Annotated in this window: 27 protein-coding genes, 1 tRNA gene and 2 pseudogenes; 15 read left to right on the top strand and 15 right to left on the bottom strand. The window is 61.6% G+C overall.

All coding sequences use genetic code 11. The annotated features are described in order from the left end of the window. Positions 1-299: 299 nt before the first annotated feature. From V8Z78_RS03950 to V8Z78_RS03940, 3 genes are read right to left on the bottom strand one after another with little or no spacing between them, the layout of a single operon-like run. The gene (locus V8Z78_RS03950; protein ID WP_314353424.1) at positions 300-659 is read right to left on the bottom strand and encodes a DUF3325 domain-containing protein; all 360 of its coding nucleotides are present in this window, start codon (positions 657-659) and stop codon (positions 300-302) included. 2 nt (positions 660-661) lie between these two features. Continuing rightward, the gene (locus V8Z78_RS03945) at positions 662-2,374 is read right to left on the bottom strand and encodes a PepSY-associated TM helix domain-containing protein (RefSeq protein ID WP_349730949.1); all 1,713 of its coding nucleotides are present in this window, start codon (positions 2,372-2,374) and stop codon (positions 662-664) included. Further along, positions 2,371-2,679 carry a DUF3649 domain-containing protein gene (locus tag V8Z78_RS03940; protein ID WP_179625917.1) on the bottom strand — a complete coding sequence of 103 codons (309 nt, stop codon included), beginning with the start codon at positions 2,677-2,679 and terminating at the stop codon, positions 2,371-2,373. Before V8Z78_RS03940 ends, V8Z78_RS03945 begins: the two co-directional genes overlap by 4 nt. Before the next feature lie 564 nt (positions 2,680-3,243). Here V8Z78_RS03940 and V8Z78_RS03935 point away from each other — a divergent pair. Both V8Z78_RS03935 and V8Z78_RS03930 read left to right on the top strand, forming a co-directional pair. Next, positions 3,244-4,224, top strand: a complete 981-nt coding sequence (locus V8Z78_RS03935) for an alpha/beta hydrolase (protein ID WP_046460771.1) — start codon at positions 3,244-3,246, stop codon at positions 4,222-4,224. Between the two features lie 16 nt (positions 4,225-4,240). Further along, on the top strand, positions 4,241-5,098 hold the full coding sequence (locus tag V8Z78_RS03930; RefSeq protein ID WP_034356690.1) for a GNAT family N-acetyltransferase: 858 nt from the start codon (positions 4,241-4,243) through the stop codon (positions 5,096-5,098). A 265-nt stretch (positions 5,099-5,363) separates the two neighbouring features. Here the strand turns inward: V8Z78_RS03930 and V8Z78_RS03925 are convergent. Continuing rightward, positions 5,364-5,811 (bottom strand): annotated as a pseudogene (locus V8Z78_RS03925) (GlcG/HbpS family heme-binding protein); the annotation flags it as partial. Between the two features lie 211 nt (positions 5,812-6,022). Continuing rightward, positions 6,023-6,977 (bottom strand): annotated as a pseudogene (ygfZ, locus tag V8Z78_RS03920) (CAF17-like 4Fe-4S cluster assembly/insertion protein YgfZ). Between the two features lie 44 nt (positions 6,978-7,021). On the opposite strand from ygfZ, the gene mltG reads away from it, so the two are divergent. The 6 genes from mltG to V8Z78_RS03890 all read left to right on the top strand — a co-directional run bounded on the left by mltG (position 7,022) and on the right by V8Z78_RS03890 (position 11,931). Further along, complete coding sequence (mltG, locus tag V8Z78_RS03915; RefSeq protein ID WP_034356694.1) at positions 7,022-8,014, top strand: endolytic transglycosylase MltG; 993 nt, start codon at positions 7,022-7,024, stop codon at positions 8,012-8,014. An 89-nt stretch (positions 8,015-8,103) separates the two neighbouring features. Next, positions 8,104-8,793 carry a dTMP kinase gene (tmk, locus tag V8Z78_RS03910; RefSeq protein WP_057091983.1) on the top strand — a complete coding sequence of 230 codons (690 nt, stop codon included), beginning with the start codon at positions 8,104-8,106 and terminating at the stop codon, positions 8,791-8,793. Beyond that, a complete protein-coding gene (holB, locus tag V8Z78_RS03905; protein ID WP_057091984.1) occupies positions 8,790-9,815 on the top strand; it encodes a DNA polymerase III subunit delta' in 1,026 nt (341 codons plus the stop codon). Before tmk ends, holB begins: the two co-directional genes overlap by 4 nt. Before the next feature lie 123 nt (positions 9,816-9,938). Further along, entirely contained in the window at positions 9,939-10,262 is a 324-nt protein-coding gene (locus V8Z78_RS03900; RefSeq protein ID WP_012837773.1) for a PilZ domain-containing protein, read from the top strand. 113 nt (positions 10,263-10,375) lie between these two features. Then, on the top strand, positions 10,376-11,206 hold the full coding sequence (locus tag V8Z78_RS03895) for a TatD family hydrolase (protein ID WP_034356703.1): 831 nt from the start codon (positions 10,376-10,378) through the stop codon (positions 11,204-11,206). Beyond that, positions 11,203-11,931 carry an ankyrin repeat domain-containing protein gene (locus V8Z78_RS03890; RefSeq protein WP_349730947.1) on the top strand — a complete coding sequence of 243 codons (729 nt, stop codon included), beginning with the start codon at positions 11,203-11,205 and terminating at the stop codon, positions 11,929-11,931. Before V8Z78_RS03895 ends, V8Z78_RS03890 begins: the two co-directional genes overlap by 4 nt. A 111-nt stretch (positions 11,932-12,042) precedes the next feature. Here the strand turns inward: V8Z78_RS03890 and msbA are convergent, their stop codons facing one another. Beyond that, the gene (gene msbA / locus V8Z78_RS03885) at positions 12,043-13,911 is read right to left on the bottom strand and encodes a lipid A export permease/ATP-binding protein MsbA (RefSeq protein ID WP_034356707.1); all 1,869 of its coding nucleotides are present in this window, start codon (positions 13,909-13,911) and stop codon (positions 12,043-12,045) included. A gap of 300 nt (positions 13,912-14,211) precedes the next feature. Between msbA and tolB the strand changes: the two genes are divergently transcribed. The 5 genes from tolB (at position 14,212) to V8Z78_RS03860 (ending at position 17,883) form a co-directional block, all read left to right on the top strand. Then, positions 14,212-15,531 (top strand): Tol-Pal system beta propeller repeat protein TolB, encoded by a 1,320-nt coding sequence (gene tolB, locus V8Z78_RS03880; protein WP_279088205.1) that lies wholly within the window; start codon positions 14,212-14,214, stop codon positions 15,529-15,531. Between the two features lie 67 nt (positions 15,532-15,598). Continuing rightward, positions 15,599-16,126, top strand: a complete 528-nt coding sequence (pal, locus tag V8Z78_RS03875; RefSeq protein WP_003061517.1) for a peptidoglycan-associated lipoprotein Pal — start codon at positions 15,599-15,601, stop codon at positions 16,124-16,126. After that, positions 16,126-16,887: a tol-pal system protein YbgF gene (gene ybgF, locus V8Z78_RS03870; RefSeq protein WP_003061519.1), complete on the top strand. Its 762-nt coding sequence runs from the start codon at positions 16,126-16,128 to the stop codon at positions 16,885-16,887. Before pal ends, ybgF begins: the two co-directional genes overlap by 1 nt. After that, positions 16,887-17,711, top strand: a complete 825-nt coding sequence (locus V8Z78_RS03865; protein WP_280009434.1) for a tRNA threonylcarbamoyladenosine dehydratase — start codon at positions 16,887-16,889, stop codon at positions 17,709-17,711. The genes ybgF and V8Z78_RS03865 overlap by 1 nt, the downstream gene beginning before the upstream one ends. 96 nt (positions 17,712-17,807) lie before the next feature. After that, a tRNA-Lys gene (locus V8Z78_RS03860) sits at positions 17,808-17,883 on the top strand. Between the two features lie 100 nt (positions 17,884-17,983). Here the strand turns inward: V8Z78_RS03860 and V8Z78_RS03855 are convergent. From V8Z78_RS03855 to V8Z78_RS03840, 4 genes are read right to left on the bottom strand one after another with little or no spacing between them, the layout of a single operon-like run. Next, positions 17,984-19,042, bottom strand: a complete 1,059-nt coding sequence (locus V8Z78_RS03855) for a tyrosine-type recombinase/integrase (RefSeq protein WP_349730946.1) — start codon at positions 19,040-19,042, stop codon at positions 17,984-17,986. Between the two features lie 13 nt (positions 19,043-19,055). After that, entirely contained in the window at positions 19,056-19,337 is a 282-nt protein-coding gene (locus tag V8Z78_RS03850; RefSeq protein WP_349730945.1) for a DUF4224 domain-containing protein, read from the bottom strand. Positions 19,338-19,397: 60 nt separating this feature from the next. Continuing rightward, a complete protein-coding gene (locus V8Z78_RS03845) occupies positions 19,398-19,541 on the bottom strand; it encodes a hypothetical protein (protein WP_349730944.1) in 144 nt (47 codons plus the stop codon). Beyond that, on the bottom strand, positions 19,538-19,762 hold the full coding sequence (locus tag V8Z78_RS03840; protein ID WP_349730943.1) for a hypothetical protein: 225 nt from the start codon (positions 19,760-19,762) through the stop codon (positions 19,538-19,540). The genes V8Z78_RS03845 and V8Z78_RS03840 overlap by 4 nt, the downstream gene beginning before the upstream one ends. Before the next feature lie 113 nt (positions 19,763-19,875). On the opposite strand from V8Z78_RS03840, the gene V8Z78_RS03835 reads away from it, so the two are divergent. Both V8Z78_RS03835 and V8Z78_RS03830 read left to right on the top strand, forming a co-directional pair. After that, entirely contained in the window at positions 19,876-20,469 is a 594-nt protein-coding gene (locus tag V8Z78_RS03835; RefSeq protein WP_349730942.1) for a GNAT family N-acetyltransferase, read from the top strand. 183 nt (positions 20,470-20,652) lie between these two features. Further along, on the top strand, positions 20,653-21,234 hold the full coding sequence (locus V8Z78_RS03830) for a hypothetical protein (protein ID WP_349730941.1): 582 nt from the start codon (positions 20,653-20,655) through the stop codon (positions 21,232-21,234). 136 nt (positions 21,235-21,370) lie between these two features. On the opposite strand, the gene V8Z78_RS03825 is transcribed toward V8Z78_RS03830, so the two are convergent. The 5 genes from V8Z78_RS03825 to V8Z78_RS03805 all read right to left on the bottom strand — a co-directional run bounded on the left by V8Z78_RS03825 (position 21,371) and on the right by V8Z78_RS03805 (position 25,670). Further along, positions 21,371-22,060, bottom strand: a complete 690-nt coding sequence (locus tag V8Z78_RS03825; protein WP_349730940.1) for a hypothetical protein — start codon at positions 22,058-22,060, stop codon at positions 21,371-21,373. 63 nt (positions 22,061-22,123) lie between these two features. Continuing rightward, on the bottom strand, positions 22,124-22,417 hold the full coding sequence (locus tag V8Z78_RS03820; RefSeq protein WP_349730939.1) for a KTSC domain-containing protein: 294 nt from the start codon (positions 22,415-22,417) through the stop codon (positions 22,124-22,126). Between the two features lie 74 nt (positions 22,418-22,491). Continuing rightward, complete coding sequence (locus V8Z78_RS03815) at positions 22,492-22,764, bottom strand: HU family DNA-binding protein (protein WP_349730972.1); 273 nt, start codon at positions 22,762-22,764, stop codon at positions 22,492-22,494. 48 nt (positions 22,765-22,812) lie between these two features. Continuing rightward, positions 22,813-24,726, bottom strand: coding sequence for a YqaJ viral recombinase family protein (locus V8Z78_RS03810; protein ID WP_349730938.1), 1,914 nt, complete (start codon positions 24,724-24,726; stop codon positions 22,813-22,815). Continuing rightward, complete coding sequence (locus tag V8Z78_RS03805; RefSeq protein WP_349730937.1) at positions 24,723-25,670, bottom strand: recombinase RecT; 948 nt, start codon at positions 25,668-25,670, stop codon at positions 24,723-24,725. Before V8Z78_RS03805 ends, V8Z78_RS03810 begins: the two co-directional genes overlap by 4 nt. Positions 25,671-25,796: the final 126 nt, after the last annotated feature.

Genomic DNA, 25,796 nt, shown 5'->3' with positions numbered 1-25,796 from the left:
GAGCGAGTGAAGGTCTTCTGCCCGATATCCGGACTCAAGCGCCGGCCCGGACTCCAAGAAAAGAGAGCCTGTTGATCTCTTGTATGGCCCTGTGCTTTTTCCTCGCACCTCTTGTTCAATCGATTGGCTACGGCCAGCCATGCAAGGGCCGAGGCGGCTGCTGCATCGCGATGCGCACGCCATGTCCTTGCCCGGTCATGATCGGGATTCCTGTTGCATCAATAGCTGCCTGGGTTCTCAGTCATTGATGCTCAGCGGCTCTCTGATTTGTGGCTCCTGCGGGTTCTGAGTGCAGTCCGTCAAGGACCGAGGCGGTCGAAGGTAAAAACCAGTATTCCCAGCGCCAGTGCCATCAAGCCAAACAGAGGCAGGCGCTGCGCTTGCCAGGTCGCCATGCTGGTGGCGGCCAGAGCCGCCAGGCAAAGAGCGGACGTCCACACGGTGGCCGACATGGCAGCGGTGGTTGCGCCCGGAAAGCCCAGAGCAATGCCCAGTGACAAGGCCAGCAGGAGCCAGCCGGCTTGGAACAGGCGCTGGCGGCGCAGTACTGCGGCGGGAGCTTCACTCTCGATATCCGGCCAAGCGTCTTCATGGTGTCGGTCCATGGCCAGGGCAAGAGCCGTCCAGGCGGCAAAGCACAACAGAAAGTCGAGCAGCATTGCTATGCCTCCTGCGCAGTGTTGTCGCCAGGGATCCCTTGGGAGCCGGGCTTGCGTCCAGGGGCTGCCGCGGCCTTGGCGGGGGGCGCATGTCTGGCTGCGGGCAGGGGCCTGTGTTTCAGCAGATGTCGGGTGAGGGCGGCAAGCATCAGCCCCGTGACCGCAAAACTCAAATCCATGCCGGCCCAGCTCCACTCCATGGCCGGCAGGCTGATGCCCAGATGAGTTGAGGTGGTCAAGGCATTGACCAAAGGCAATAGCAGGTATGCGGTGGCGGCCATGCCCAGAACCAGTGCCCATCCTTGGCGCGTGGGCCGGATCAGGCCCAGCAGCAAGGCCAGAGCCCAGGTGCCGAAGAAGCAGGACAGTTCGGCATCGGGGCGGCCTGGCATCTCCAATGGCAGCAGCCGGTTGGCCAGCAGGTAGGCCGCGATCGCCAGCGGCAGGCCGCCCATGAGGCCGATATTGAAACTTGCCACCAGCCGTTCGCCAAAGGGCAGGGGGGCGGCAGGTGTCTTGCGCAGGGCCTGGGTGCGGCGCTTGACCGACCACAGTATCAGGCCCGAGGCAATCATCAGCGAACCCATGACGCCAAAGCCAAACAGCACCCAGCGCATCCCGATGTCGGCGAAACGCCCCAGATGCAGGCCATAGAGCACGCCATAGGTTTTGATGGCTGGGCTTTGTGGATCGACCTGGGTTTGCAGCTGGCCGGTGCGGCCATCGAAACGCAGCCGCGCTGGTCCGTATTGCAGCCTGTCGCCGTCGTGGCGGGTGATCTCCACCAGCGGGCCCTGGCTGTCGCTGCGCACGGTGATGCTGCCGACACGACCGCCCTGCCACAGCTGACTGGCCTGGCTCAGCATGGGGGCCAGATCCAGCATGGGCAGGGGTTCGGCCTGTGCGTTGCTGCCACGCCTGGCGCTGCGCGCACCGGGAACATCGCCCTGCAACTCGGAGAAATAGCTTTGCGAATCCGTTCCTTTCGCGCCAGGGTAGGCGGAGGCTATGCCGGCCGGCATGTACATGGCGTGAAAAATCATCAAACCACTGAAGGTAATCATCAGATAGAACGGCAGCACCAGTACCCCCGAGACGTTGTGTGCGTCCAGCCAGGCGCGCTGTCCGCCCTTGCGCGGGCGAAAGGTGAAGAAGTCCTTGAAGATGCGGCGATGCGTGACCACGCCGGTCAGCAAGGCAATGAACATCATCAGCGTCGCCGCGCCCACCACCCAGCGGCCCTGGATCGTCCAGCGGCCCTTGTGAGCGGTGCGAAGCTCGAAATGGAAGCGGTAGAAAAATTCTCCGCCAGCGGTCTCTCGGGCCTGCAGTGCGGCACCGGTTTGCGGGTGCAGCAGCAAGGTGTCGAAGCGGCTGTTGGGCTTGTCGCGCCACAGCATATTGACGGCCGGCGTACGTTCATCGGGCAGACGCATGATGAAGTTGCTGACGCCCGGCGCGTGCTCGTGCAGCGCCGCCTGGGCGCGTTGCGCAACGTCGCTGTCGGACGGTGGCAGGCCATGCAGCTCGGGTCGCATCCACAGATTGAATTCGTTCTTGAAGAAGCTCAGCGTGCCGGTGACGAAAATCGCAAACAGAAGCCAGCCTAGAATCAGTCCCGACCAGGTATGCAGCCAGGACATGGCCTGGCGAAAACCCTCCTGCTCGGGCTGGTGCGTGGTTCTGGCGCTTGTCTTGGTTTGAGGGATGGTCATGCTTCCACCCCCAACCACAATGGCCCATACAGCGCTGCGCTTAGGGCTAGGGCAGGAAGGAGTACACCGGCCCAGGCAAGCCAAGCCGTGCGTGCATAGAAGGTCCAGGCAATAGCCATGGCGTAGATGACCCAGGACAGCAAGGTAGCTGTCATCACCGCCTCCACGCGGCTCATCAGGGAACTCAGCAGCAGACTCAGGGCCGCCGTACTGACTGCGGCCAGCGCATAGCCTCCAAGGATGGCAGCCAAACTGCGCGAGGCAACCGCAAGGCGGTAGTGAATAAGGGGCGATGTGGCTTTCATACCGCCTCCTGATGCGCTGGAGCTGGGCGGCAAGGATTGCCGCAGAAAGAAGCTGCAACGACAAAGCGCGGGTGAATCACCCTTGGCGAGGAAAAGCAGGTATACGGAGAGCTCAGCATGACAGACAACCAAACGATGCAGTCGGTTCGCTGGCTGGCTTGTGTCAAGAAATCATGCTGGCATGCGAAGAAATGTAAAGCCGATTATAGATGCAATTGAGAATGATTGTTATTTATTTTTGATTCGGCTTACAGGGCCTAAATGCACAGGCCCTGCATGGGCTCTCTGGCCGCTCTGGTCTCTTTGCTGTTGTGGTTCACCTCGGCTCAGGTGGGCGACGATGTCGGCATGTCGGGCCTGCTCTATGGACTGACGGTCTGGATGCTCCTGCCGCAGGTCCTGTTTCACAGGGATCCTGCGGCTGCCGCCGTGCTGCTGCTTGTCATGGGCTGGCTCCATGGAACGTCTGCGACGGTATCGATTACCAACAATTGTCGGCATTGGCCTGCAGACTTCGGAGTTGCAACGCACAATGCCAGCCTGTGTTTTTTAATCGTCGTGATCATGTCCGATTCCTCTGCGGCTTTGCCAGCCAGTCTGACACCATCCATGCGCGATGTGCTGCGTCGCATGGAGCGGGCCGCGCGCACTCCCATGCACGAGCTCGGTGCGGAAGCTGCCAAGGCGGCTTATGAAGCTGGCGCCGGCGTGCTTGAAATCCCCAAGCAGGCCTTGCCCCGTGTGGAGGACCTGCAGATTCCCGCACGCGACGGAGCGAATCTGCCGGCCCGCCTCTATGCACCTGTGACCCGCGATGAAGCCCCCGCTGCGGGCTTGCCTGCGCTGCTGTATCTGCATGGTGGCGGCTTTACGGTAGGCAGCGTGGCCACGCATGACCAGCTTTGTCGCCAGCTCGCACACCTGGCGGGTTGTATGGTTGTGTCGCTGGACTACCGCCTGGCGCCGCAGTTCCAGTTCCCCGTTGCACATGATGACGCCTGGGATGCGCTGCAGTGGCTGACGGCCCATGCGGCGAGCCTGGGGGCGGATGGCAGCCGCATGGCTGTCGGTGGCGACAGCGCCGGCGGTACGCTGGCGGCAGCCTGTGCCATCGAAGCGCGCAACGCCGGCCTCAAGCTGGCCTTGCAGCTGCTGATCTACCCGGGCACCACGGCGCACCAGGATACCGACTCCCATCGCCGCTTTGCCCATGGACTGGTTCTTGAAGAAGTTTCCATCACCTGGTTTTTTGCGCAATATATCGCCAGACGCCAGGATCGCGAGGATTGGCGCTTCGCTCCTTTGCTGGCTCCCGATGTCGACGATGTCGCACCCGCCTGGATCGGCCTGGCCGAGTGCGATCCCCTTGTGGACGAGGGCGTGGAATATGCTGACAAGTTGCGCATGGCAGGCGTGCCTGTGGATCTGGAAATCTACAAGGGCGTGACCCATGAGTTCGTCAAGATGGGCCGCGTGATTGCCGAGGCGCGTCAGGCGCACCGGGACATGGCGCAGGCCTTGCGCGGCGCGTTTGGATTGAATTGAAACCAGAGTGAGAACCATGAATCGACAGGACTTTCGCAGCTTTACGCGTATCGAGGTGCGCTGGGCCGAAGTGGACGCGCAGAAGATCGTCTTCAATGCCCACTATCTGATGTATGCCGATGTGGCCATCACCAACTACTGGCGCCAGCTGGCCATTCCTTACGAGGCAGGCTTTGCATCACTGGGCGGCGAGCTGTTTGTGAAAAAGGCCAGCACGGTCTATCACGGATCGGCCACTTTGGGCGATGTGCTGGATGTCGGCATCCGCTGTGTCAAACAAGGCAATACCTCGCTGCAGTTCGAGGCAGGCATCTTCCGGGGCATGGAGCTGCTCAACACCGTGGAGCTGGTCTATGTGTTTGCCGACGCGGCGACGCAGACCCCCAGGCCCGTGCCCCAGGCCATGCGGGATCTGCTCACGGCCTATGAAGCAGGGCAGGAGGTCGTCACGCTGCGCTCGGGCAGCTGGAACGATCTGGGGCGCGATGCCGAGCGCCTGCGCCTGGCCGTGTTTGTGCGCGAGCAGGGCGTGCCGCGCGAGATCGAGATCGACGAGCTCGACCCTGTGGCGCGTCATGTGGTCTTGTTCAACGGCTTGAACCAGCCCGTGGCCACGGGCCGGCTGGTCAGCGATGCGCCGGGCGTGGGGCGTATCGGCCGCATGGCCGTGGATCGCAGCGTGCGCGGCGGCCGCTGGGGGCGCATGGTGCTAGAGAGCCTGATGGATGCGGCGCGCGATCGCGGTGACAAGGAAATCGTGCTGCACGCGCAGCGCCATGCTGAAGCCTTCTATCTGCGCGCAGGCTTTACGCCGGTAGGCGAGCCTTATGAGGAGGCCGGCATTCCCCACATCACGATGTGCAAAGTGCTTTGATACATCCTTTTTGATAGCTTATAACGCTTTATATGTAAGCGTTTAAGCCCGACTTGATGCTTGATGTGAAGGAGCGCCCATGGCAAGAATCATGACCGTCCTCAGCCTGATCGGGGTGGCGGTGGCCGCCTATGTGGCTTATCGCTACGGGGTCTTCTGAGTCCGTTCGGCCGAGGTCCAGGACAGAGGTGAGCGGGCGGCTGAAGGTGGGGGCCGCACGCAGGCTCGAGCCCAGCCCTTTCTCCGCTGCGTGCCGGCGGCATTGCTGCAACTGATCCTTCAGCGCGGTGATGGCCTTATGAGTGCAGGCTTCGTCCAGATGGCCGCCAGGCGCACCGGCCACGCCAATGGCACTAATGGCACCAATGTTTCATTGCCGATCTTCAGGGGCACGCCGCCGCCCAGCACCAGGAAGCCGGGGATATTCGCCATGCCGGCCGCATCGGGATTGGACTGAATGGCTTTGGCGATGCCGCTGGTGGGGTTGCGCGACGAAGCAGAGGTGAAGGTCTTGGCGTGCGAGGCTTCAGCGGTGTGAGGGCCGGCACCATCGGCACGCACCATGGCCAGCAGCACGCCAAAGCGGCCCACACCGAGGCGCTGACGTTGTAGCCGTCGGCGCTGCAGGGCACCACGGTCTGCCGGGCCAGCTGCACGGCGCTGGTGCTGGCCATGCTGCGGGTGGAGGCGGTCGCTGGAGCTGCGCTGCGGGCTCCAGCAAAGTCTGGCCGTTGAGGCGTCGCAGACCACTGCCATCCGGCAGGACGTTGTCGTCCAGCAAGTGAGAGGAATCAATGCGAACGCAGAGCCAGCTTTCGGGGTCTGCTATCTTTTTGAGGAAAAGATAATGACCCGGGTGCAAGTAAGGTTTAGCGGTGGCCGGGCCCGCACTGCCAGGCCTGCGGCAGTGCGGGTCCGAGACGTTCAGATATCCGCCAGCAGCTCGTAGGGCAGGGGCTGGGTCTGCAGTGCGATTCCCTTGCCCGCATCGGCGCTCTGGCCTTCGGCCAGCGCTGCATGGGCAAACAGATCGTCGCGGGTGGAAGAGGCAATCTGCATCGAGACGATGGCATCCCAGCCGCCTTGCACAGCTGCTGCTGCCTGCACCACGGTGCCGGTTGCCTGCTCGAGGTCTTCGGCGCTGAAGACTTCCTGGCCGACGCTCAGAGCCTGGTCGGCATGAACCAGATAGGCGCGGCGCTTGAGCGTGCCGCGGAACTGGCTGCGAGCCACCACTTCCTGGCCGGGGTAGCAGCCCTTCTTGAAGTTGACGCCGCCCAGGGATTCGTAGTTCAGCATCTGGGGCACGAAGGCATCGACCACGGGAGCCGATAGCGTGGCCACGCCGCTCTGGACTTCGGACCATTGCCAGAGGTCTTCGCTCAGCAACTGTCCTTCGGGGGCCTGACCCGCAGGGCCTACCCACAGCGCACGCTGGTTGCCTGCAGCGGGGTAGAGCGCGATCACATGGGCATCGCCTTGCTGCTTGAGCGCCCAGGCGGCCGCATTCTTGCCGGCAAGCTGCTCGGCGCTGGCCGGCCAGGCCGTAGAGAGCGAAGTCAGCCGTCGCATCGCTGAGCTTGCACTGGGCGCGCAGCACAAACATGGACAGGCGCTTGAGCGTGGGGGCCAGCAGGCTGCGGTCACAGATCAGCACGATTTCGTCGGCGCTGAGCCTGAAGCCGATGAAGCTGGCCAGCATGCGGCCCTTGGCCGTGCAAAAAGCCGCAAGGCGGGCCTGATCGAACTTGAGCAGCGCGAAATCGTTGCTCAACTGGCCGTGGAGAAAGCTGGCTGCGTCGGCGCCAACGGCGCGGATGACACCAAGGTGGGAGATGGGGGTAATGCCGTTCAGGGGCAGCGTCTTGGGCTGGGTCATGGCTGAATTATGATCGTCGCTCTATGTACTGATGGATCTAGCTTGTGCGTGCCCTTATTCGAGCACTGATATTTTTGCTGCTTCTGGCTGCCCTCGCGGCGGGAGGCGCCTGGTGGTGGCTGAACCAGCCGCTGCAGTTGTCCGAGCCCAGTCTGGAGCTGGAGATAGAGCCCGGCACCACGCCGCGTGGCGTGGCGCAGAACGTGGTCAAGGCCGGGGTGCAAACCGATGCGCGTTTGCTCTATGCGTGGTTTCGCTTCTCGGGCAAGGATCGCGCCATCAAGGCCGGCAACTACGAACTGAGCACAGGTCTCACACCTTATGTGCTGTTGCAGAAGCTGGCGCGCGGCGAGGAAAGCCTGCGTGCGCTGACTCTTGTCGAAGGCTGGAACTGGCGCCAGGTGCGAGCGGCGCTGGCGCGTGAGGAATTCCTCAAGCAGGATAGCGCAGGGCTCAGCGACGAGGCTGTGATGACGGCACTGGAGCGCGCGGGCGTGCCGCCCGAAGGCCGCTTCTTCCCCGATACCTATACCTACGCCAAGGGCAGCTCGGACATGGCCGTGCTGCGCCGTGCGCTGCATGCCATGGATCGCCGTCTGGCCGATGCCTGGGCCATGCGGGCGGCCAATACCCCGCTCAAATCCGCCGATGAGGCCCTGATCCTGGCCAGCATCGTGGAAAAGGAAACCGGCCGCGCCGCAGACCGCGCGCAGATTGCCGGCGTTTTCTCCAACCGCCTGCGCATAGGCATGCGTCTGCAGACCGATCCTTCGGTCATCTATGGCGTGGGGGCCAGCTTTGACGGCAATCTGCGCAAGCGTGATCTGCTGGAGGACACGCCCTGGAACACCTATACCCGTGCGGGTCTGCCCGTCACGCCGATCGCCATGCCCGGCAAGGCTGCGCTGATGGCGGCCGTGCAGCCCGATCAGACCAAGGCCCTGTACTTTGTGGCCAAGGGCGATGGCACCAGCCATTTCAGCGCCTCGCTGGACGAGCACAATAGAGCCGTCAACCGCTACCAGCGCGGTCAGTGAGCAATCTTAGAGGGTACAAGGCCGTGGCCTGTGCCCTGTGTCGAATCAAACAACTGGTGCCGCCATGCGCCGCACTAGAGGAAATATCAGTGAGTACAGCTTTACCCAAGGGTCTGTTCATCAGTTTTGAGGGCATCGATGGCGCGGGCAAGTCCTCGCATATCGAGGCACTGGCCCAGGCTTTTCGCGATCAGGGCCGGGTGGTCACGCTCACGCGCGAGCCCGGAGGCACGTCACTGGCCGAAAAGCTGCGCGCCCTGATGCTGCATGACGCCATGGACCCGCTGACCGAGGCGCTGATCGCGTTTGCGGCCCGGCGCGACCATCTGGTGCAGGTCATAGAGCCGGCGCTGGCGCGTGGCGAGGTGGTCATCAGCGACCGCTTCACCGATGCCACTTTCGCCTACCAGGGCGCGGGCCGCGGCTTCAGCTGGGAGCAGTTGTCGGCTCTGGAGCGCATGGCTCAGACCGGTACTGCGCTGCATGCCGGTCCGGACTCGGACTTCATGCGCGAGCCCGATATGACGCTGTGGTTTGACCTGCCTGCCGAAGTGGCTGCCGAGCGCCTGGCCACGGCCCGTGTTCCCGACCGCTTCGAAGCCCAGCCCGGCGAGTTCTTTGCCCGCGTGGCCCAAGGCTATGCGGAGCGAGCCCGGACTGCGCCTCAGCGCTTTGTGCGCATCGACGCCCATGCCAGCCGCCACGCCGTGTGGCAGCAGATCACCCAGGCCGTGGTGCGCAAGGGCTGGCTGGCCATCATGGTGGGCAGCAAGCCATGAGTGCCGGCGACGTTGAAGCGCCCTGGATCGCCGCGCAGCGTGGCCGCCTGCTGGCCCAGCGTGGTCATGCCTGGCTGCTGCAAGGGCCTTCGGGTCTGGGTCAGTACGCTCTGGGACTGTCGCTGGTGCGCGCCTGGCTTTGCGAGCAGCCGTCTGCGCAAGGCGCTTGCGGCCACTGCGCCAGCTGCCATGCCATCGAGGTGCGTGCCCATGCCGATCTGTGCGTGCTCATGCCGGAGGTGCAGATGATGGAGCTGGGCTGGCCGCTGCCGGAAAAGGCCCAGGCCGACATCGACGACAAAAAGCGCAAGCCCAGCAAGGAAATCCGCGTGGAAGCCATGCGCGATGCCGTGGAGTTCTGCCAGCGCACCAGCGCGCGCGGACGCGGCAAGGCCGTGCTGGTCTACCCGGCCGAGCAAATGAATGCGATTACCGCCAACGCCTTGCTCAAGACGCTGGAGGAGCCACCCGGAGACACCCGCTTCGTGCTGGCCAGCGAGGCAGCGCACCAGCTGCTGCCCACCATTCGCAGCCGCTGCCTGACGCACACCATGACCTGGCCGGCAGCGGCCGAGGCCGCGCAGTGGCTGCAGGCGCAAGGTTTGAACGAGCCGGATGCCGCAGCGGCCTTGCAGGCTGCCGGCGGCCGACCCGGCGATGCGCTGCGCATGGCGGCGGACTCGGGCAAGGCCGCCGCCTGGGCGCAACTGCCAAGGCAGCTGGCCAAGGGAGATGTGGCTGCGCTGGCGGCTTTTGCTCCCGTGGATGCCGTGCAGGCGCTGCAGAAAATCTGCCACGACCTGATGGCTCTGGCCGGCGGCGGCGAGCCCCGGTATTTCTCACCTGCCGATCTGCCGGGCAAGCCGCTGCCCATGGCGCTGCTGGCCGAATGGTCGCGCGAGCTGGTGCAGGCGGCGCGCACGGCCGATCACCCCTTCAATGCCGGGTTGATGATGGAGGCCCTGGCTTCCAGGGCGCGGGCGGTGCTGATCTCGGGCAAAGCCGCCAGAGCCGTGCGCTAGGTCATGAGGCAAGGGTTTGGTCAAAATTTTTCCGGGTGTTAACCTCGCGAGTACAGCCGCCCGGCTGCCACAAGAATTCTGCTATCCACTATGAACGCAACTACCACCCCTCGTCCCAGCGTGATGCAGCTGGCGATCAAGGAGAAGGCGGCGCTGTATGCCGCCTATATTCCGTTGTTCGCCGAAGGGGGGATTTTTGTGCCCACGCAGCGTGACTACCGATTGGGCGATGATGTCTATGTGCTGCTGACCCTGCCCGACGATCCGCAGCGCTACCCGGTCGCGGGTCGTGTGGCCTGGGTGACGCCCGAGCGCGCCTCCGGCAATCGCACCCAGGGCGTGGGCATCCAGTTTCCCAAGGATGCCAAGTCCGCCGAGCTCAAAGCCAAGATCGAGCAGATTCTGGGCACGGCCCTGAGCTCCGAGAAGCCCACTCAGACAATCTGATTTTTAACACTGGCGCGCTCCCACATCAGAGACGCCGAGCAAGAGCCGTCTCGCAGCGATGGCGTCGCCCCCTGGGGGAAGCGGCGCAGCCGCTCAGGGGAGGTCCAATTTCTATGTTTACCGATTCCCACTGCCACCTGAATTTCCCCGAGCTGAGCGCCAATATTGCGCAGATCCGCGAAGCCATGGCTGCTGCCAAGGTCACGCGCGCGCTGTGCATCAGCACGACGATGGAAGAGTTCCCCGAGGTGCACCAGCTGGCGCTGGACTACGACAATTTCTGGGCCACCGTGGGCGTGCACCCCGATACCGAAGACATGACCGAGCCCAGCGTGCAGGACCTGGTGGAGCGTGCAGCGCTGCCGCGCGTGGTGGCGATAGGCGAGACCGGGCTCGATTACTACGGCATGGAAGACCGCAAGGGCGGCCGCACGATTGCCGATCTGGAATGGCAGCGTGAGCGTTTTCGCACGCACATCAAGGCGGCGCAGATCACGCAAAAGCCGCTGGTCATCCACACCCGCAGCAGCTCCGACGACACCCTGGGCATTTTGCGCGAGTGCGGCGAGGCCGATTCCGCCACCCAGGCCGGCGGTGTCTTTCACTGTTTCACCGAAACGGCCGAAGTGGCCCGTGCCGGCCTGGACATGGGTTACTACATCTCCCTGTCGGGCATCGTGACCTTCAAGAATGCCCAGCATCTGCGCGACGTGGCGGCCTTCGTGCCGCTGGACAGGCTGTTGATAGAAACCGATAGCCCTTATCTGGCGCCCGTGCCCTACCGCGGCAAGACCAATAATCCTTCGTACGTGCCCTTTGTGGCCAAGCAGATTGCCGAGGTGCGCGGCATTTCCATTGAGGAGGTGGCCGCCGCCACCAGTGCCAACTTTGACCGCCTGTTCAAGGGCGTGACCTTGTCAGCGAACTCTGGAGCCAGTGCATGAGTCTTTTTGCTGCCCCATCGATTGCATCGTCATTGAGCCGCCGCCAGAGCCTGCGCTGGGCCGGTGCTGCTGTCGTCGGGGTGGCGGGCCTGCCAGGACTGGCACGAGCCAATGACTACGAGGACTATTCGCGGGCGCTGGTCAGCGACAACTCCAGTGCCATGGTGAATCTGATCTTTCGCGGCTTCAATGCCAACACCCTGGATTCGCGCGGGCGGCCGGGGCTGGTGGCGGCCCTGCATCAGGACTCGCTCAAGGTCTTCGATGTGCTGCTCAAGGCGCCGCGCATCGATGTCAATCTGGCCTCGCGCCAGAATGAGACGCCGCTGATGATGGCCTGCATCAAGGGCCATCTCGACATCGTGCGCGAGCTCATCAAGCGCGGTGCCGACGTCAATCGCGAAGGCTGGGCGCCGCTGCATTACGCGGCCTCTGCCGATACGCCGCAGACGCTGGACATCGTCAAGCTGTTGCTGGAGGAAAGCGCCTATATCGATGCCGCTTCACCGAACGGCAGCACGCCGCTGATGCTGGCCGCCCAGTACAGCAGCGAAGCCGTGGTCAGGCTGCTGCTGGAGGAGGGCGCGGACATCACGCTGCGCAACCAGCGCAATATGACGGCAGCGGACTTCGCCAGACTCGTGGACCGGCAGTACATGGTCGATCTGCTGGGCAAGGCGCTGCAGCATGAGCGCCGTACCCAGCCCCCGCGCGGGAGCTGGTAGCGGACGGGTTCAGAATCGGACTAGCTATTTTGATAGCTGCTAGCGCCCAATGAAAAAGGACTTCAGGGTCATTTGACTCTGAAGTCCTTTATTTATATGCGGTAGAAGCTCTTAAATTTGAGGCTCGCCTGGGGTCGAGCTGCGCACCTGATTGTGCAGGCGGGCATAGAGGCCGCCCAGCTCCATCAGCTGTGCATGCGAGCCTTGCTCGGCAATCTGGCCGCGCTCCATGACCACCACGCGGTCCGCATGCTCAATGGTGGACAGGCGGTGGGCGATCACCAGCGTGGTGCGGCCCTGCATCAGCCGGTTCAGGGCTTGCTGGACCAGGCGCTCGGACTCGTTGTCCAGTGCCGAAGTTGCTTCGTCCAGAATCAGGATCGGCGCGTCCTTGTAAAGCGCGCGGGCAATGGCCAGGCGCTGGCGCTGGCCGCCCGAGAGCTGGCTGGCATTGTGGCCCACCAGGGTGTGCAGGCCCTGAGGCAGATTGCGCACGAAGTCGCCCAGATTGGCCGCCTCCAGCGCGGACCAGACGCGGGCCTCGTCAATATCCTTGCCCAGCGCCACATTGGCCGCGACGCTGTCGTTGAGCATGACCACGTCCTGGCTGACCATGGCGAACTGCTGGCGCAGCGTGTTCAGGTCCCAGTCGGCCACGGGCACGCCTTCCAGAGTGATCTGGCCGCTGGTGGGCGAGAAAAAGCGGGGCAGCAGATTGACCAGCGTGGTCTTGCCGGCACCGGACGGCCCGACCAGGGCCACGACTTCGCCGGCCCTGACGTTCAGGCTCAGGTGCGAGAGGGCCGGAGCCTTGTCCGCGCCGAACTGCACGCTCACATCGCTCAGCTGCAGCGCGCCGCTGACCTTGGCGGAGGGCTTGAAACTACCGCCTTGCTCGTCGGTGGAGCCTTCGAGCAGGGCCAGGCCACGCTCCAGTGCGGCCACCCCGCGCGTGATGGGGTTGGCCACATCGGCCATGCGGCGAATGGGCGCAATCAGCATCAGCATGGCCGAGATGAAGGCGGCAAAGCCGCCCACGGTCACATCCTGCACGCTGGCTGAGCCGATGGCGGCGCCGCCTTCGCGGCTTTGCCACAGGGCGATGCAGAGAATCACCGACAGCGCAATCGCCGCCAGCACCTGGGTCAGCGGCGTCATGGCGGCCGAGGCGATGGTGGCCTTGGTGTTCAGGCCGCGCAGCTGCCGGCTCAACTCGCCAAAGCGCGACTGCTGCGAAGCCTGGGCACCATGCAGGCGCACCATGCGGTGGGCCAGCACGTTCTCCTCCACCACATAGGCCAGCTCGTCGGTGGCCGTCTGGCTGGACTTGGTGATGCGGTACAGACGGCGCGACAGCGTCTTCATGACCCAGGCCACGCCCGGCACCATGAAGGCCACGATCAGCGTGAGCTGCCAGTTCAGATAGATCAGGTAGCCGAGTAGGGCGATCAGCGTGAAGCCGTCGCGGGAGATGCTCATCATGGCCTGCACCAGCTGCTGGGCACCGGTCTGCACCTCGTAGACGATGGTGTTGGACAGCGCCGATGCCGATTGCCTGGAAAACAGGCTCATGTCGGCGGCCAGCAGGCGCTCGAAGAGTTTCTGGCGCAGACCCAGCATGCCGTCATTGGTGATGCGTGCCAGGGCGTACTGTCCCGTGAACTGGGCCAGGCCGCGAATGACGAACAGGCCGATCAGAAACACCGGCACCGTCCACAGCGCAAGCGAGCCAGCCGTAAAACCGCTGTCGAGCAAGGGCTTGAGCAGTGCCGGCATGGCTGGCTCGGTGGCTGCCCCCACCAGCGTGGCCAGTATGGCCAGACCCCAGGCCCAGCGCTGGCCCGAGAAATAAGGCGTCAGGCGCTTGAGGCGCTGCATCAGCGGCAGCTCTGATGGATTGACGGGGGCCGCTTGAGCGGGAGCTGGGGCAGGGACGGCCTTGGCGGTCTCGCTCGGCGATGGGGACGGTGTGGCTTGCATAAGCGCGTGATTTTAGGGCTTGTGCTTTTGGAGTCCGCACGGATCTCAATAGATGAAATTCGGGATGAAGTTGTAACCAACTATGCCTGTTTGAATATAAAGCGCAAGCCTGCGGCAGAATTGGCCTGGGGCTTGTCCCTGCACTCATGCAGACTCTGGCATGCTCCCGATCTGAAAGTTTTGTGGCACTTGCGTTTGATCACCCTACTGAGCACGTTCTTACATCAGGAATCCGTCAGTGTGTGTAACATTCGCGCTTGTGTTTGTACCGGGCAATTCCGGAAATTTTGATGGCTGCCAATGACTATTGACCGACTTCCATCCCTGACAACCTGGGCGGCAGGGCCGCGCGCTTCCCGCAGAGCCATGCTGGCAACGTTAGCCGCCACGCCGGCCTTTCCGGCACTGGCCCAGTTCAGGGTTGAGGTAACAGGCGTGGGCCTGACACAGTTGCCGATCGCAATTGCCCAGTTCAAGGGAGAGGGCTCGGCCCCACAGAAGATTTCCGCCATCATCCAGGCCGACCTGGAGCGCAGCGGACAGTTCCGCGGCGTGGATGCCTCAGGCCTGGCGCTTGACGAGACCTCACGCCCCGATGTGGCCCAGTGGCGTCAGAAGGGTGCCGATTCGCTGGCGACCGGCAGCATCACGCGTCTGGCGGATGGCCGCTGGGATGTGCGCTTCCGCCTTTGGGATGTGGTCAAGGGCCAGGATCTGGGTGGTCAGGGCTTCGCAGTCACCACCGGCGATCTGCGCCTCGTGGCCCACCGCATTGCCGACTACATCTATGAGAAGCTCACGGGCGAGAAAGGCATTTTCTCCACCCGCATTGCCTATGTGACCAAGGCCGGTGCCCACTACCGCCTGTGGATTGCCGATGCGGACGGCGAGAATGCCCAGTCCGCGCTGTCCAGTCCCGAGCCCATCATTTCCCCTGCCTGGGCGCCCAACGGCACGCAACTGGCCTATGTGTCCTTCGAGTCACGCAAGCCCGTGGTCTATGTGCACGATGTAGCCAGCGGCCATCGTCGTCTGTTGGCCAACTTCCGCGGCTCCAACAGCGCTCCCGCCTGGTCGCCAGACGGCAGCCGTCTGGCCGTGACGCTGAGCCGCGACGGCGGCTCGCAGCTGTATCTGCTCAGCGCCCAGGGCGGTGAGCCCCGTCGTCTCATGCAAAGCAGCGGCATCGATACCGAGCCCTGCTTCTCCAGTGACGGCCGCACCATTTACTTTGTCAGCGATCGCGGCGGTGCACCTCAGGTCTACAAGGTCTCGTCCTCGGGCGGCAGTGCCGAGCGAGTGACCTTCACCGGCAACTACAACATCTCGCCCGCCATCAGCCCCGACGGCAAATGGCTGGCCTATATCTCCCGCGTAGGCGGTGGTTTCAAGCTCCAGGTCATGGATCTGGCGACAGGCACAGTGAACTCCGTCACGGACACCACGGCGGACGAAAGCCCGAGTTTTGCGCCCAATAGCCGTCTGATTGTTTACGCCACCATTCAGGGAGGCCGTGAAGCGCTCATGACCACCACGCTGGACGGCAAGATCAAGGCGCGTCTGGCAGGTGCAAGTGGAGACATACGTGAGCCCGACTGGGGCCCGTTCCAAAAACACTGATCTGAAGTTTGCTTTCCTTCTTTCTTTCTAGTGATGAAGTCCGTTGTGGACTGTTCGGAGAAATCTCATGTTGACTATCAAACGTCTTTCCCTGGCTTTGGCTGTGACCGCGCTGGTCGCAGGTTGCAGCTCTGGCGTCAAGCTGGACGACAAGCCCGTTGACGGTTCGCTGTCCAGCCAGGGTGCTGGCACCAGCGGCCAGGGCCAAAGTGGCGTGTCGGGCGTGGACCTGACAGGTTCCGCCGCTTCCAAGGCCGGCCCTCAGGGCGTCAGCCGCATCGTCTACTTCGACTTTGACAGCTACTCTGTCAAGGCTGATGCACAGCCCCAGATCGAAGCCCATGCCAAGTTCATCAAGGCCAACCCCGCTGCCAAGGTGCAACTGGAAGGCCATACCGACGAGCGCGGCGGCCGTGAATACAACCTGGCCCTGGGTCAAAAGCGCGCTGAAGCCGTGCGCCGTTCTCTGGGCCTGCTGGGCGTGAACGACGCTCAGGTTGAAGCAGTGAGCTACGGCAAGGAAAAGCCCGCTGCTGAAGGTCATAGCGAAGACGCCTACGCTCAAAACCGTCGCGTTGAAATCAACTACCGTTAATGATGAAGCAGGCCTTGTTGACTCTCCGTCACGCAACGCTGCCTCGCTTGGTGGTGGCCGGCCTGCTGGCCGGCTCTGCCATCAGCGCCCATGCAGCCCTGTTTGGTGATGACGAGGCGCGCCGCGCCATCATCGAACTGCGCCAGCGCGTTGACAGCCTGCAGCAATCGCAGGAGCAAACCCGCCGCAGCCTGCTGGATCTGCAGTCGCAGATCGAGTCGCTCAAGTCGGACCAGGCCAAGCTGCGGGGTCAGAACGAGCAGCTGACACGCGATGCCGCAGAGTTGCAGCGTGGCCAGAAAGATCTGGCCAAGGGCTTTGACGAGCGGCTGCGCCAGTTCGAACCCGTCAGCGTGACTGTGGACGGCGTGGAGTTCACTGCCGATCGCAATGAGCAGCAGGAATTCGAGCAGGCTCTGGGCATGTTCCGTTCGGGCAAGTTCCCCGAGGCCGGTCAGGCCTTCGCCGCTTTCCTGCGTCAATGGCCCAAGAGCGGCTATACGCCGTCGGTGCGCTTCTGGCTGGGCAACTCGCAGTACGCCACGCGCGACTACAAGAATGCCATCGCCAATTTCCGTTCGGTCATGACCAATGCGCCCATGCATGCTCGTGCACCGGAAGCGGCCCTGTCCATCGCCAACTGTCTGGTGGAACTCAAGGACACCAAGGCAGCTCGCAAGACCCTGGAAGAGCTGCTGCAGGCCTATCCGAACTCGGAAGCCGCAGGGATTGCCAAGTCCAAGCTGGCGACGCTCAAGTAATGGCCGAATATTCTCAGCCTCAAGCGGAAACAGCGCCCCAATCCGGCGCTGTTTTTTCTATGGAAGAAGCAGATGTGCAGCGCCGCTTTGGCGGTTTGGAGCGCCTCTACGGCGTGCAGGGGGCAGCCCGGATTCGTGCGGCCCATGTAGTGGTGGTCGGTGTGGGCGGAGTCGGTTCATGGACGGCCGAGGCTCTGGCGCGCAGCGGCGTGAGCCGCTTGACTCTGATCGATATGGACCATGTGGCCGAGTCCAATATCAATCGCCAGATCCACGCGCTGACCAGCACGGTGGGGCAGGCCAAGATCGATGCCATGCGTTATCGTATCGCCGAGATCAATCCGGCCTGCGTGGTCAATTGCATCGATGAATTTGTCGATCCGGACAACTGGCAGCAACTCTTGCCGGCAGATGCCGATGCGGTGATAGATGCTTGCGACCAGATCAAGGCCAAGGCCGAAATGGCGGCACATGCGCGCAAAACCAGACAGTGCTTTATCTCCGTTGGTGCCGCAGGCGGCAAGCGCATGGCCCACTTGGTGGACATTGCAGACCTGAGTGCGACAACCCATGATCCGCTTCTATCGCAGCTGCGCTACCGGCTGCGCAAGCAGCATGGCGCTCCCAAGGATGGCAAGCGCATGGGGGTGACTTGTGTGTTCAGCCGCGAGGCCGTCGCACCACCGGATGCATCTTGCTCAATCGAGGGCGGTGATGGCAGTCTCAACTGCCACGGTTATGGTTCGGTCGTAGCTGTGACAGCTACCTTTGGTCAGTGCGCAGCAGGCTGGGTACTTGATCAATTGGCCCGCAAACCAAGCTAATCCAACTAATTCAAGAATTAGGCAAAGAGCCGGAAAAAATAGATTACAATAACGTCATTCCACTGATTAGGCAACTACTGCTTTTGATGTGTGGCAGGGTCTTTAGCTCAGTCGGTAGAGCAGCGGACTTTTAATCCGTTGGTCGCGAGTTCGAATCTCGCAGGACCCACCAGAATGCGAAAGCCGCTACAGCTATTAAAGTTGTAGCGGCTTTTCTGCTTTATGTGACCACATATGTGACGGGTCTCATATCCAGTGATTTCATACAGTGGTCATACAGTCATTACGGCTGTCTCGTTCGGCTGAGCAGTCGCCCGCCATCGGGCCTTGATGTAACGCTCCGTTGTGGCCTTGTCGGAGTGGCCGCAGAGCAGCTGGATCTGCTCGATGGGCGTCCCTGCCAGCCACATATCGGTGGCACCTTTGCCCTTGAGGTCGCGGAAGCCAAAGGAGGCCATGGGTGGGATGTTTTGGGTCGCCCTGATCTCGTTTGCGGTCCGGATGGCTTTGCCGAGCATGGAGTTGATTCCACCGTAGGTATACCCAGTGCCCGCTCGGGTGTGCACCAGAGGCTGGTCCATCTGTGGATTCGTGCCCACGGCACGGTTGATCAGTTTTTCCAAGCCCTCGGTCATCGCAATCTTCAGCCTTGTGCCCGTCTTTCCCTGCTCGAAGGTGATGATGCGATTCCCTGTGTGTGGATCGCGTGCGAGGACTTTCGGCGTCCAGTAGATGATGTCGCTCTCCGGCCGCTGCAGGGTACGGTAGGTAAGCTCCATCAGTACGCGCACCTGGGGCCAGGCCAAGGCATAGACCTCCTGATACTCCTGATGAGTGACATACCGATCGCGCTTTTTCTCCGAGTTTTCTCGCGTGCCGCTTTTTTGCATACACGGGTTGATCTTGAGGCCGGGGCATTTGTTTGTGCGGATCAACCAGGACAGGCACGAGCTCAGACATGCTTTTTCCCGGTTGGCGCGCACTCCGCGCTCAGCCGCAGAGCCTGCATCCAAATAGGCTTGGACATGGTGGGGCTCAATGTGCTCAGGGAGCATTGCCCCAAAGAACACTTTGAGCGGCTCTGAATCCTTTGTGTAGTCGGAGAGAGTCCGCGGCGCGAGGTCTTTTATGGATACCCGTTGTTGGCAGTCCACCAAGAATTGATCCAACCAGTACGCGGTGGTGCCATAGTTGTCAGCCGGGCTGTTGTATATGGCAGCTCGCTCCTTCGCGGCACGGACATCGGTGCCCATGCGCTCCCATCGGCCGTCCCTGTGACGGTAGTAGAAGGCATTGTGTTTGAAGGAAAGGCGAGTGCCAGCGAGACCCATTGGGTCTCCATCTTTACGTGCTCGTCCCATGTTTTCTCTGTTTGAAGAAGGATTGCAGCCCGATTACGTTGGGAGTGGATGAGGCTGCGCTCGTGCTATGACCTGTGGCCACGGCATTGCTGCCGGTCATGACTCTGTCGAACTCCGTGCGGGCGACAAGAGGGCGACCGCTGGGCTTTGGCTTCACCACCATGCCAAGGCGCTCCAGAAAGCGGATCTGTGCGGCCCCATTTTTCAGCGGAGCACAGATCTCATTGATCTCCGCATCGGTGAGGTATGGCCATGGATTGTTCATGAGCGTCTCCATGAAAGAGCCCCGCACGAGGCGGGGCTTGATGTTTGTCGGGTGAGGCGGCTAGTCCAGTGGCAGATCAGCGAGATCGTTACCTGGTGAGGCTTTGCGGAGAGACTGGACTAGCTGGCGAACCGGCATGGCCAGTTCGTCCACTTTGCCGCCGGCAGCAGTTTGCGAAATTTCGCAAGTTTCGGGGTGTTTCATTGCATGCTCCATGAAATGCAGGATCCGGAAGTGCAGCGGCCGGAGGAGACGCCGCTGGTCAGGACGGTGAAATTCAGCCGGCTTTTGCAGCGCGGGCACTTAAGGTGCCCGGTCACTTTCTCGGCCGGGGCGAAGGTGGGCGGTGCGCAGTAGGTGCGCTTGACCTGGGCCAGGGCTGCCCGGATGTGTGGCGCCTGGGCGCTGAAGGCGTCGGTGGTCAATCAGAGCTCCATAAAAAAACCCGCTCTAGGCGGGCTACTGCTAAATTACTGAATGGGCTACACGCATTTAATAAATAATCTCCTGTTTCATAACTCGTAAGGAATATATTTCTATGAATAAGAAAACAAAGAAAAATGGTTTCAAATTTTCGATTAAGCATATTCGGAAGGAAGATGTTGAGAGCAGCATGTCAGTAAAGTTATGCCTTGCTGGTTTCTATGGGCTGGAGCTCGGAAAGGAAACTGATTGGAGTGTTGATAATAGGTACCGGATGCAAGCGCAAGCTTTGATGATGATTGAAGCGGGCTTGTCTAAGCTATTCATAGCTTTCAATGAAGAGAAGCTGCCGATTGGCATGGTCATCGTTACAAAAACAGAAGTGCCTAAGATCAAGAGAATTGAATCAATCGTGGTCTTTGAGTCCTTTCGAAAGCTTGGTGTAGGCCGGGCACTTATAGACCATGTGCGCGGAGATTCTGATCTGCACTCATTTTCGGTTCCTGGTGCTGTCGAATGGCATTTAAAAAATGGTTTTAAAAATATTGGAATCAAAGAAGATGATGGGACATATGAAATGTTTACAGGTCGCTATAAGCCCAAATACACCTTTGACTATGTTCTGCCAATGATGACCGCTGAGGATCAGCGTGCGATCGATGCCTTGGCGCGCCTAGAACCTCCAAGCCTCACCCATAAAAACGCCTAAATGAACGGCCAACCTCGAAGTCCAAGTTGATGTGGTTCAGTGAGTGGTACCTGAGTCCATCCACCAATTTTGGCGCCGTGATAGCGAAGGGCAGGAGATAGCACGGGCATAGGATTCCAGATAAGCAAAAGCCCGCTCGAGGCGGGCAGGTGAAGCGGTAGGATTGCGCCCCAGGAGGAGCGCATGAACGCTGAAGAGTTAATTGAAGGGGTTGGAAAGGCAGCGGTTGGAGGTGATCCAAGCCAAGTCTATTGTCTTTTTGCTATTGAACATTGGTCAACCTGTATGACTAAGGCCGAATGGGCAGGCTGGATGCAGGCGATTTTTTCGGTGCTGGCTATCGCTGCGGCTGCTTGTATTGCCGCGTTTCAGGCATCACGAGCCAGTAAGGATGTGGCTGCACGAGAAGCAAAAGAGGCACTTGCTAAGCGCGCTGCGATCAAAGCCACATTAAGGCGGGTGCGAGTGGCGGTCGACAATGCAGAACGAGTTTTGAAGGTAAATGATGGATCTGAGCAAACTGCTTGGCAACATGTTGAGCAGGTGCGGGTAATACTGCGCAGCATTTCACCGTTTGAAGTCCCCGATGCTGATCTAGTGTTTCTCGTGCACCGAACGGATCGCGACCTGGATTACGTATTTGAAATGCTTAAAACGCGCATTACTCCGGAGCCGGGGCGCGAACGCACGCGTGGTGAGCCCCTTTTCAAGCGGATTCGGGTGCGCCTTGATGAAGCAATTACTGCTTGCGATCAGTCTGGATGATCAAGCGGCAGCATGGGTTTTGAAAGTGCTTCGACGGGAGTCTTCGGCGGCCGTAGGGTGCATGGAGTCTGCCGCATCCAGGATATGCGGCGACAGCGCGCTGCACGCGCTGTGCTCATGCCTATGGGGCTGTGGTTTATTGTTGGCTGTCCAGCACTGAGTCGGTGAAGGCGGATTCAGGCGTGCGCTCTTCTGGACCGTCGTCATCGTCCTCATGCCCACCATCTAGGTCGAGCTTTCCGCTGCCACCGTCTGCTGGAGGTGGTGGCGTGTCGGGCTTGCCAGCCCGGTAGCCCTTCTTGGCCTGGACCAGTTCGGCAGGGGCCAGCAGCTTGATGGAGATCTCGCCTTCGGCGGCCAGGCCGGAGAGCTCGCCGAAGAGGTCGTTGTTCTCCAACTCCTCGCCGTTGTACGAGATAGTGCCTTTCACCGTGACACTGCCGCCCTCCGAGAGCTCGTACTGAAGGTTGGACAGGACGGCGTCGGTGAAGTCGACATGGTCCTCGTTTAGGCCCCAGTCCCAGATGAAGCGATAGCCGCGCCATTTCTGGCCCTTGCCGTAGTGATAGATCAGCGGCAGCTGCGGGTGGCGAAGGTTGGGCAGCGGAATGTGCACGCCCGGCAGGTCCGTCTGGCCTTCCTGCAGGGCCTTGTTGCAGTAGTGGTGCTCGCGCAGCCCTTTCTCAATCAGGTCGAGTAGGGTGTTTTCGCCGGTGAGCACGAAGGCCAGATCAATCGCGCGCACCTTTTCTTCGCCGTGCAGCTCGCGCCGCGGGTTCGCATTGGTTATCGTGACTGTGGTTGGGTCAGCAAGTTCAAAGGCCATGGGCCCTCCTGGGATTCGATGCGACCCGCGCGCGGCGGGCCGGCTGGAGTTGTCGGGAAGGGATCAGGCCTGGGCAGTGGTTGCCTGTGCAGGGAACTTGTCGAACGGCAGTTCCTTGATGTTCTTGCCGAAGAACGTGCCCTTGGATTCAGCCTGCATGAAGTTCACGTGCAGCTCGGGCTCCACGTTGGGGTAGTGGTAGATGCTGCCGGGGCCGCGGGTGAAGGTGACGGCCAGCGTCTTGGTCTCCGGGTCATAGCCGACGGCCTTGACCTGGTTGGATTCAACCGGCTCCATGGGGATGGCCACATAGGGCTTGTCAGTGAAGGCGGCAGCTGCTTTGAATTTGGCGTTCATGATGAGGACTCTGAGATTTCAATTAAAAAGCCCGCTTGTTGAGGGCGGGCTTGCGATACTTGCTATGGAATTTGTCAGCTCACGGCATCCTTGAGGTGCTTGCCGGGCTTGAACTTCGCCACGCGGGTGGCTGCGATGGTGACTTTCTCGCCGGTGCGAGGGTTGCGGCCGGTGCGGCCGGCACGACGGCCCACGCTGAAAGTGCCAAAGCCAATGATCTGGACGACCTTGCCTTTCTTGAGCGCTTGGCGGATGCCATCCAGAGTGGCGCTCAATGCACGATCAGCAGCCTGCTTTGAAACTTCGGCGCTTTTGGATATGTGTTCGATCAGGTCGGACTTGTTCACGGGATGCTCCTTGGGGTGGATGCCCAGTTGATTGCTGGGCACGGGGGGTTAAACATTGGCGCTCTGCAGGTCATCTGCCAGCTTGCGGGTGCCCATCGAGATCAGCAGCAGCAGCCGACGGACCTGCGTGACGGAGATCTGCACCGAGCCGCGGTCCTTGGCGTATGGAATGCCGTGGAAATCGAGGGTTGCAGCTGAAATCTGACCGAGGCCGGCATCCTTCAACCGGGTATTGATCTGCCCAATGGTCAGCTTTGCTTCCTGTTCGTCAGTGGCTGGAGCTGCTGCAGCGCTGGCCTGAGCAGTGCTGATCGCCTGTTGAGCGTCGATGCCAGCCACGCTTTCTGCAGCCTGCTCAGTGACCAGTCCGGCCAGGTCCTCTGCCAGTGGCTTGGCCAGATCGCTTTCCCGTACCGCTTGGGCGATATCGGCCTGTGCAGCCTGGGCCTGCTGCTGCACCTGCTGGCGCTGCTGGATGGCATCAGCCTGGGCCTTTTGCTGCTCCTCGGCCCGGATGCGAGCGCGGTCAGCTTCAAGTTGGCGCGCCTGCTCAGCGGCTTCGGCGGCAGCTTTCGCTTCGGCTTCACGCCTGGCCTTGGCTTCCTCCTCTGCGCGGATCCGAGCACGCTCGGCCTCCAGGCGCTGGGCCTCGGCCTGCTTGAAGTCGTTGATGCGCATGGTGGCCATGGCCTTGAAGACTTCAGCCTCTTTGACACCCATTGCTGGGAAGTCTGGGAACAGCGTGATCCAGTCCTGGCCCGTGCCATCGCCGCGGAGGAAGTCGCGGTTCAGCAGCAGGGTGTTGGCCGTGGTCTGCGCCTGCAGCTTGGCATTGGTCAGGGCTACGGCCACCTTGTCGCGCATGCTGTCCAACGACTTCAGGCCCTTGATCGTTTCCGCAAAGCCGCCCGCAATACGAGGCAGCCAGTAGGTGCCAAGCTGCTTGTTCAGGCTATCTACATGTACGTCCAGCGCCTGCTGAGCTTCCTGAATGATGACCTGCTTGCGCACATCCTTCTCGGACTTGACACGCTTTTCCAGGTCGATGGCCTTGCGGGTTGCGATCTGGTCCAGCTGCTCCAGCACGTTGAGCACGTCATCAACCGACTGCATGTCGGAGCGCACCTTTTTGCCGGCCTGCTTCATCGCACTGGAGACTTCCCGCAGCCATTTCGCATCGGCGTCGGCATCAGCGAACTGCTGGTCTGTCTCCAGCACCGCGTTGACGCTGTTGATGCGCTCCAGGACCTCGACCCTGAAGCTGTCCAAGGTGCTGGTGGTGATCTCGCCGCGGGCTTCGATGCGCAGCACCGGCAGGGCGTCGCGGATCTTGGCCTCGGGCTGAGGCCTGGGCTCGGCAGCCTGGGGCTGGTAGGCCGCCACATCCTTTTCAATCTGCTCCCAGCCGGCGATGATCTGGGCTCGCAGTTCGGCGTCTGGCTCGTACCAGCAGTGCAGGGCTTCCACGGGAAGGCCCTCGCTCGTCCATTTGCTGGCCATGAACAGGATGCGCTCGGATCCCGAGACCATGGCCTGCTGTTCCATCTGCAGCCGATATTGCAGCGGTAGGTCAGCACCGGTGCAGCCGGCCTCCATGACGCCGCGCAGTGTGCTGTTTAGCGTCTTGTGCTCGAAGGCGACGTCATTCATGAACGTCAGGCCGTCGAAGCTGGCCGAATACTTGCCACGGGTGCCAACGCAGGGGGACAAGTCTTCACCGATGATCTGCTCAGCCAAAGGGCGGGCCAAGGCCTCGAACTGGTGACCGTCGTCAAAGCGGCGCTGGGTACCAGCGTCGACCTCGGGCGTGATGCCCGTGGCCAGTTCCTTGATCAGCTCGGAGCGGGTTTTGTATGAACTGGCCCCCATCATGGCCGGCGCATCGCTGGCGTTGAAGTGGTTGCGGCGGTGGGCATGCCATTCAGGGCTGCCCTGAACGAGATTCACGAGTTGCATGGTCATGCGTTCTCCAGTTCTGCCACTCGGGCGTCAAAAATGTCGGTGAGGATGGCTTGCTGGGAGGGGTCAGCAATGTTGTCGATCAGGCCGCCCAGCTCGTACAGCCTGTCCAGGTCGGTGCAGGCCTTGATGTCTGCGGCCAGCTTTTCGGGATCAGGCGCCGTGGTGCTGGTGTCGGCCGCCTTTTGGCGCTTTGCTACCTCGCCGCGCAGCTGCTGCTCTTGCTCTACGGAGACTTTGGCCTTGCTGTTGAGCCATGCCAGCACATCGGCAAGAGGCTTCCCGGCGGCAATCCCGTCCACCCACTTTTGCAAGCCGGCGGCCCAGCGATCAGCCGCCCATTCAGGTTGGACTACTTCGGCCGGGCCCATGCTCTTTTCTTGCGGTGAGGCTTGCTGGCTGGTGGCCATGTCCTGCAGTTCCTCTGCCACCGGCATGCCGCGCAGAACATCGGGGAACACGTCTCGCAGGGCGAAGGCTCGGGCGCGCATCTGGCGCATGCGCTTTGGGTATTGACTCCATGGGCCTTGCTTTCCGGCCAGGCCAGCCTTCTGAGCATCCTCCATGCTGAAGGTGCGAACCTGCTCTGGTGCGCCCTTGCGCTTGACCCGACACGTGGCGGTGTGCCCGTCGTCGTCCTCGGTCACGTACTCGCACACAGGACTGCTGAGCACCAGGGCAATCACAGCATCACCCCAGAGGGCAGGGCGCCCGTTGATAACGGCCAGGTTCTGCAATGACTGCAGCGGCTTCAAGCCCAGTTCTGCGCCCCACTGCATGGCAATGAGGCAGTTTCCCGGCTTGCCTTTGAAGTCCTTGGGCACCATGTCACTGTCGGCCAGGTAGTTGGAGAAGGTCAGGGCCTGCTCAAAGTTCTGCGGGCTCAGATCAAACTGACTGGCCGGGCGCAAGGCCGTGACCGACTGATGTGCAAGAGCATTGCTCATGAAAACCTCACTTGAGTGATGAAGGCGAGAAGGGCGGCAGCGCTGCTGGTCACCCACAAAAGAAAAGCCCGGGCGGTACCGGGCTCGTGATCAGGTTGGTTCATGGTTTCCAGGCCAGGGCGGCAA

This window comes from Comamonas sp. wu1-DMT (assembly GCF_040187805.1).
GTDB classification, from domain to species: Bacteria; Pseudomonadota; Gammaproteobacteria; order Burkholderiales; family Burkholderiaceae_C; genus Comamonas; species Comamonas thiooxydans.
This window is presented reverse-complemented; position numbering and strand designations above follow the sequence as displayed.

Bases quoted from the DNA above. Each gene is read 5' to 3' on its own strand.
- pal (WP_003061517.1), top strand. From the start codon at position 15,599: ATGTTGACTATCAAACGTCTTTCCCTGGCTTTGGCTGTGACCGCGCTG.
- V8Z78_RS03940 (WP_179625917.1), bottom strand. From the start codon at position 2,679: ATGAAAGCCACATCGCCCCTTATTCACTACCGCCTTGCGGTTGCCTCG.
- V8Z78_RS03845 (WP_349730944.1), bottom strand. From the start codon at position 19,541: ATGAAACACCCCGAAACTTGCGAAATTTCGCAAACTGCTGCCGGCGGC.
- V8Z78_RS03810 (WP_349730938.1), bottom strand. From the start codon at position 24,726: ATGACCATGCAACTCGTGAATCTCGTTCAGGGCAGCCCTGAATGGCAT.
- V8Z78_RS03945 (WP_349730949.1), bottom strand. From the start codon at position 2,374: ATGACCATCCCTCAAACCAAGACAAGCGCCAGAACCACGCACCAGCCC.
- holB (WP_057091984.1), top strand. From the start codon at position 8,790: ATGAGTGCCGGCGACGTTGAAGCGCCCTGGATCGCCGCGCAGCGTGGC.
- ybgF (WP_003061519.1), top strand. From the start codon at position 16,126: ATGATGAAGCAGGCCTTGTTGACTCTCCGTCACGCAACGCTGCCTCGC.
- msbA (WP_034356707.1), bottom strand. From the start codon at position 13,911: ATGCAAGCCACACCGTCCCCATCGCCGAGCGAGACCGCCAAGGCCGTC.
- V8Z78_RS03865 (WP_280009434.1), top strand. From the start codon at position 16,887: ATGGCCGAATATTCTCAGCCTCAAGCGGAAACAGCGCCCCAATCCGGC.
- V8Z78_RS03900 (WP_012837773.1), top strand. From the start codon at position 9,939: ATGCAGCTGGCGATCAAGGAGAAGGCGGCGCTGTATGCCGCCTATATT.
- V8Z78_RS03890 (WP_349730947.1), top strand. From the start codon at position 11,203: ATGAGTCTTTTTGCTGCCCCATCGATTGCATCGTCATTGAGCCGCCGC.
- V8Z78_RS03895 (WP_034356703.1), top strand. From the start codon at position 10,376: ATGTTTACCGATTCCCACTGCCACCTGAATTTCCCCGAGCTGAGCGCC.
- V8Z78_RS03835 (WP_349730942.1), top strand. From the start codon at position 19,876: ATGAATAAGAAAACAAAGAAAAATGGTTTCAAATTTTCGATTAAGCAT.
- V8Z78_RS03820 (WP_349730939.1), bottom strand. From the start codon at position 22,417: ATGAACGCCAAATTCAAAGCAGCTGCCGCCTTCACTGACAAGCCCTAT.
- V8Z78_RS03805 (WP_349730937.1), bottom strand. From the start codon at position 25,670: ATGAGCAATGCTCTTGCACATCAGTCGGTCACGGCCTTGCGCCCGGCC.
- V8Z78_RS03830 (WP_349730941.1), top strand. From the start codon at position 20,653: ATGAACGCTGAAGAGTTAATTGAAGGGGTTGGAAAGGCAGCGGTTGGA.
- V8Z78_RS03930 (WP_034356690.1), top strand. From the start codon at position 4,241: ATGAATCGACAGGACTTTCGCAGCTTTACGCGTATCGAGGTGCGCTGG.
- V8Z78_RS03855 (WP_349730946.1), bottom strand. From the start codon at position 19,042: ATGGGTCTCGCTGGCACTCGCCTTTCCTTCAAACACAATGCCTTCTAC.
- V8Z78_RS03825 (WP_349730940.1), bottom strand. From the start codon at position 22,060: ATGGCCTTTGAACTTGCTGACCCAACCACAGTCACGATAACCAATGCG.
- tolB (WP_279088205.1), top strand. From the start codon at position 14,212: ATGACTATTGACCGACTTCCATCCCTGACAACCTGGGCGGCAGGGCCG.
- V8Z78_RS03950 (WP_314353424.1), bottom strand. From the start codon at position 659: ATGCTGCTCGACTTTCTGTTGTGCTTTGCCGCCTGGACGGCTCTTGCC.
- V8Z78_RS03935 (WP_046460771.1), top strand. From the start codon at position 3,244: ATGTCCGATTCCTCTGCGGCTTTGCCAGCCAGTCTGACACCATCCATG.
- V8Z78_RS03850 (WP_349730945.1), bottom strand. From the start codon at position 19,337: ATGAACAATCCATGGCCATACCTCACCGATGCGGAGATCAATGAGATC.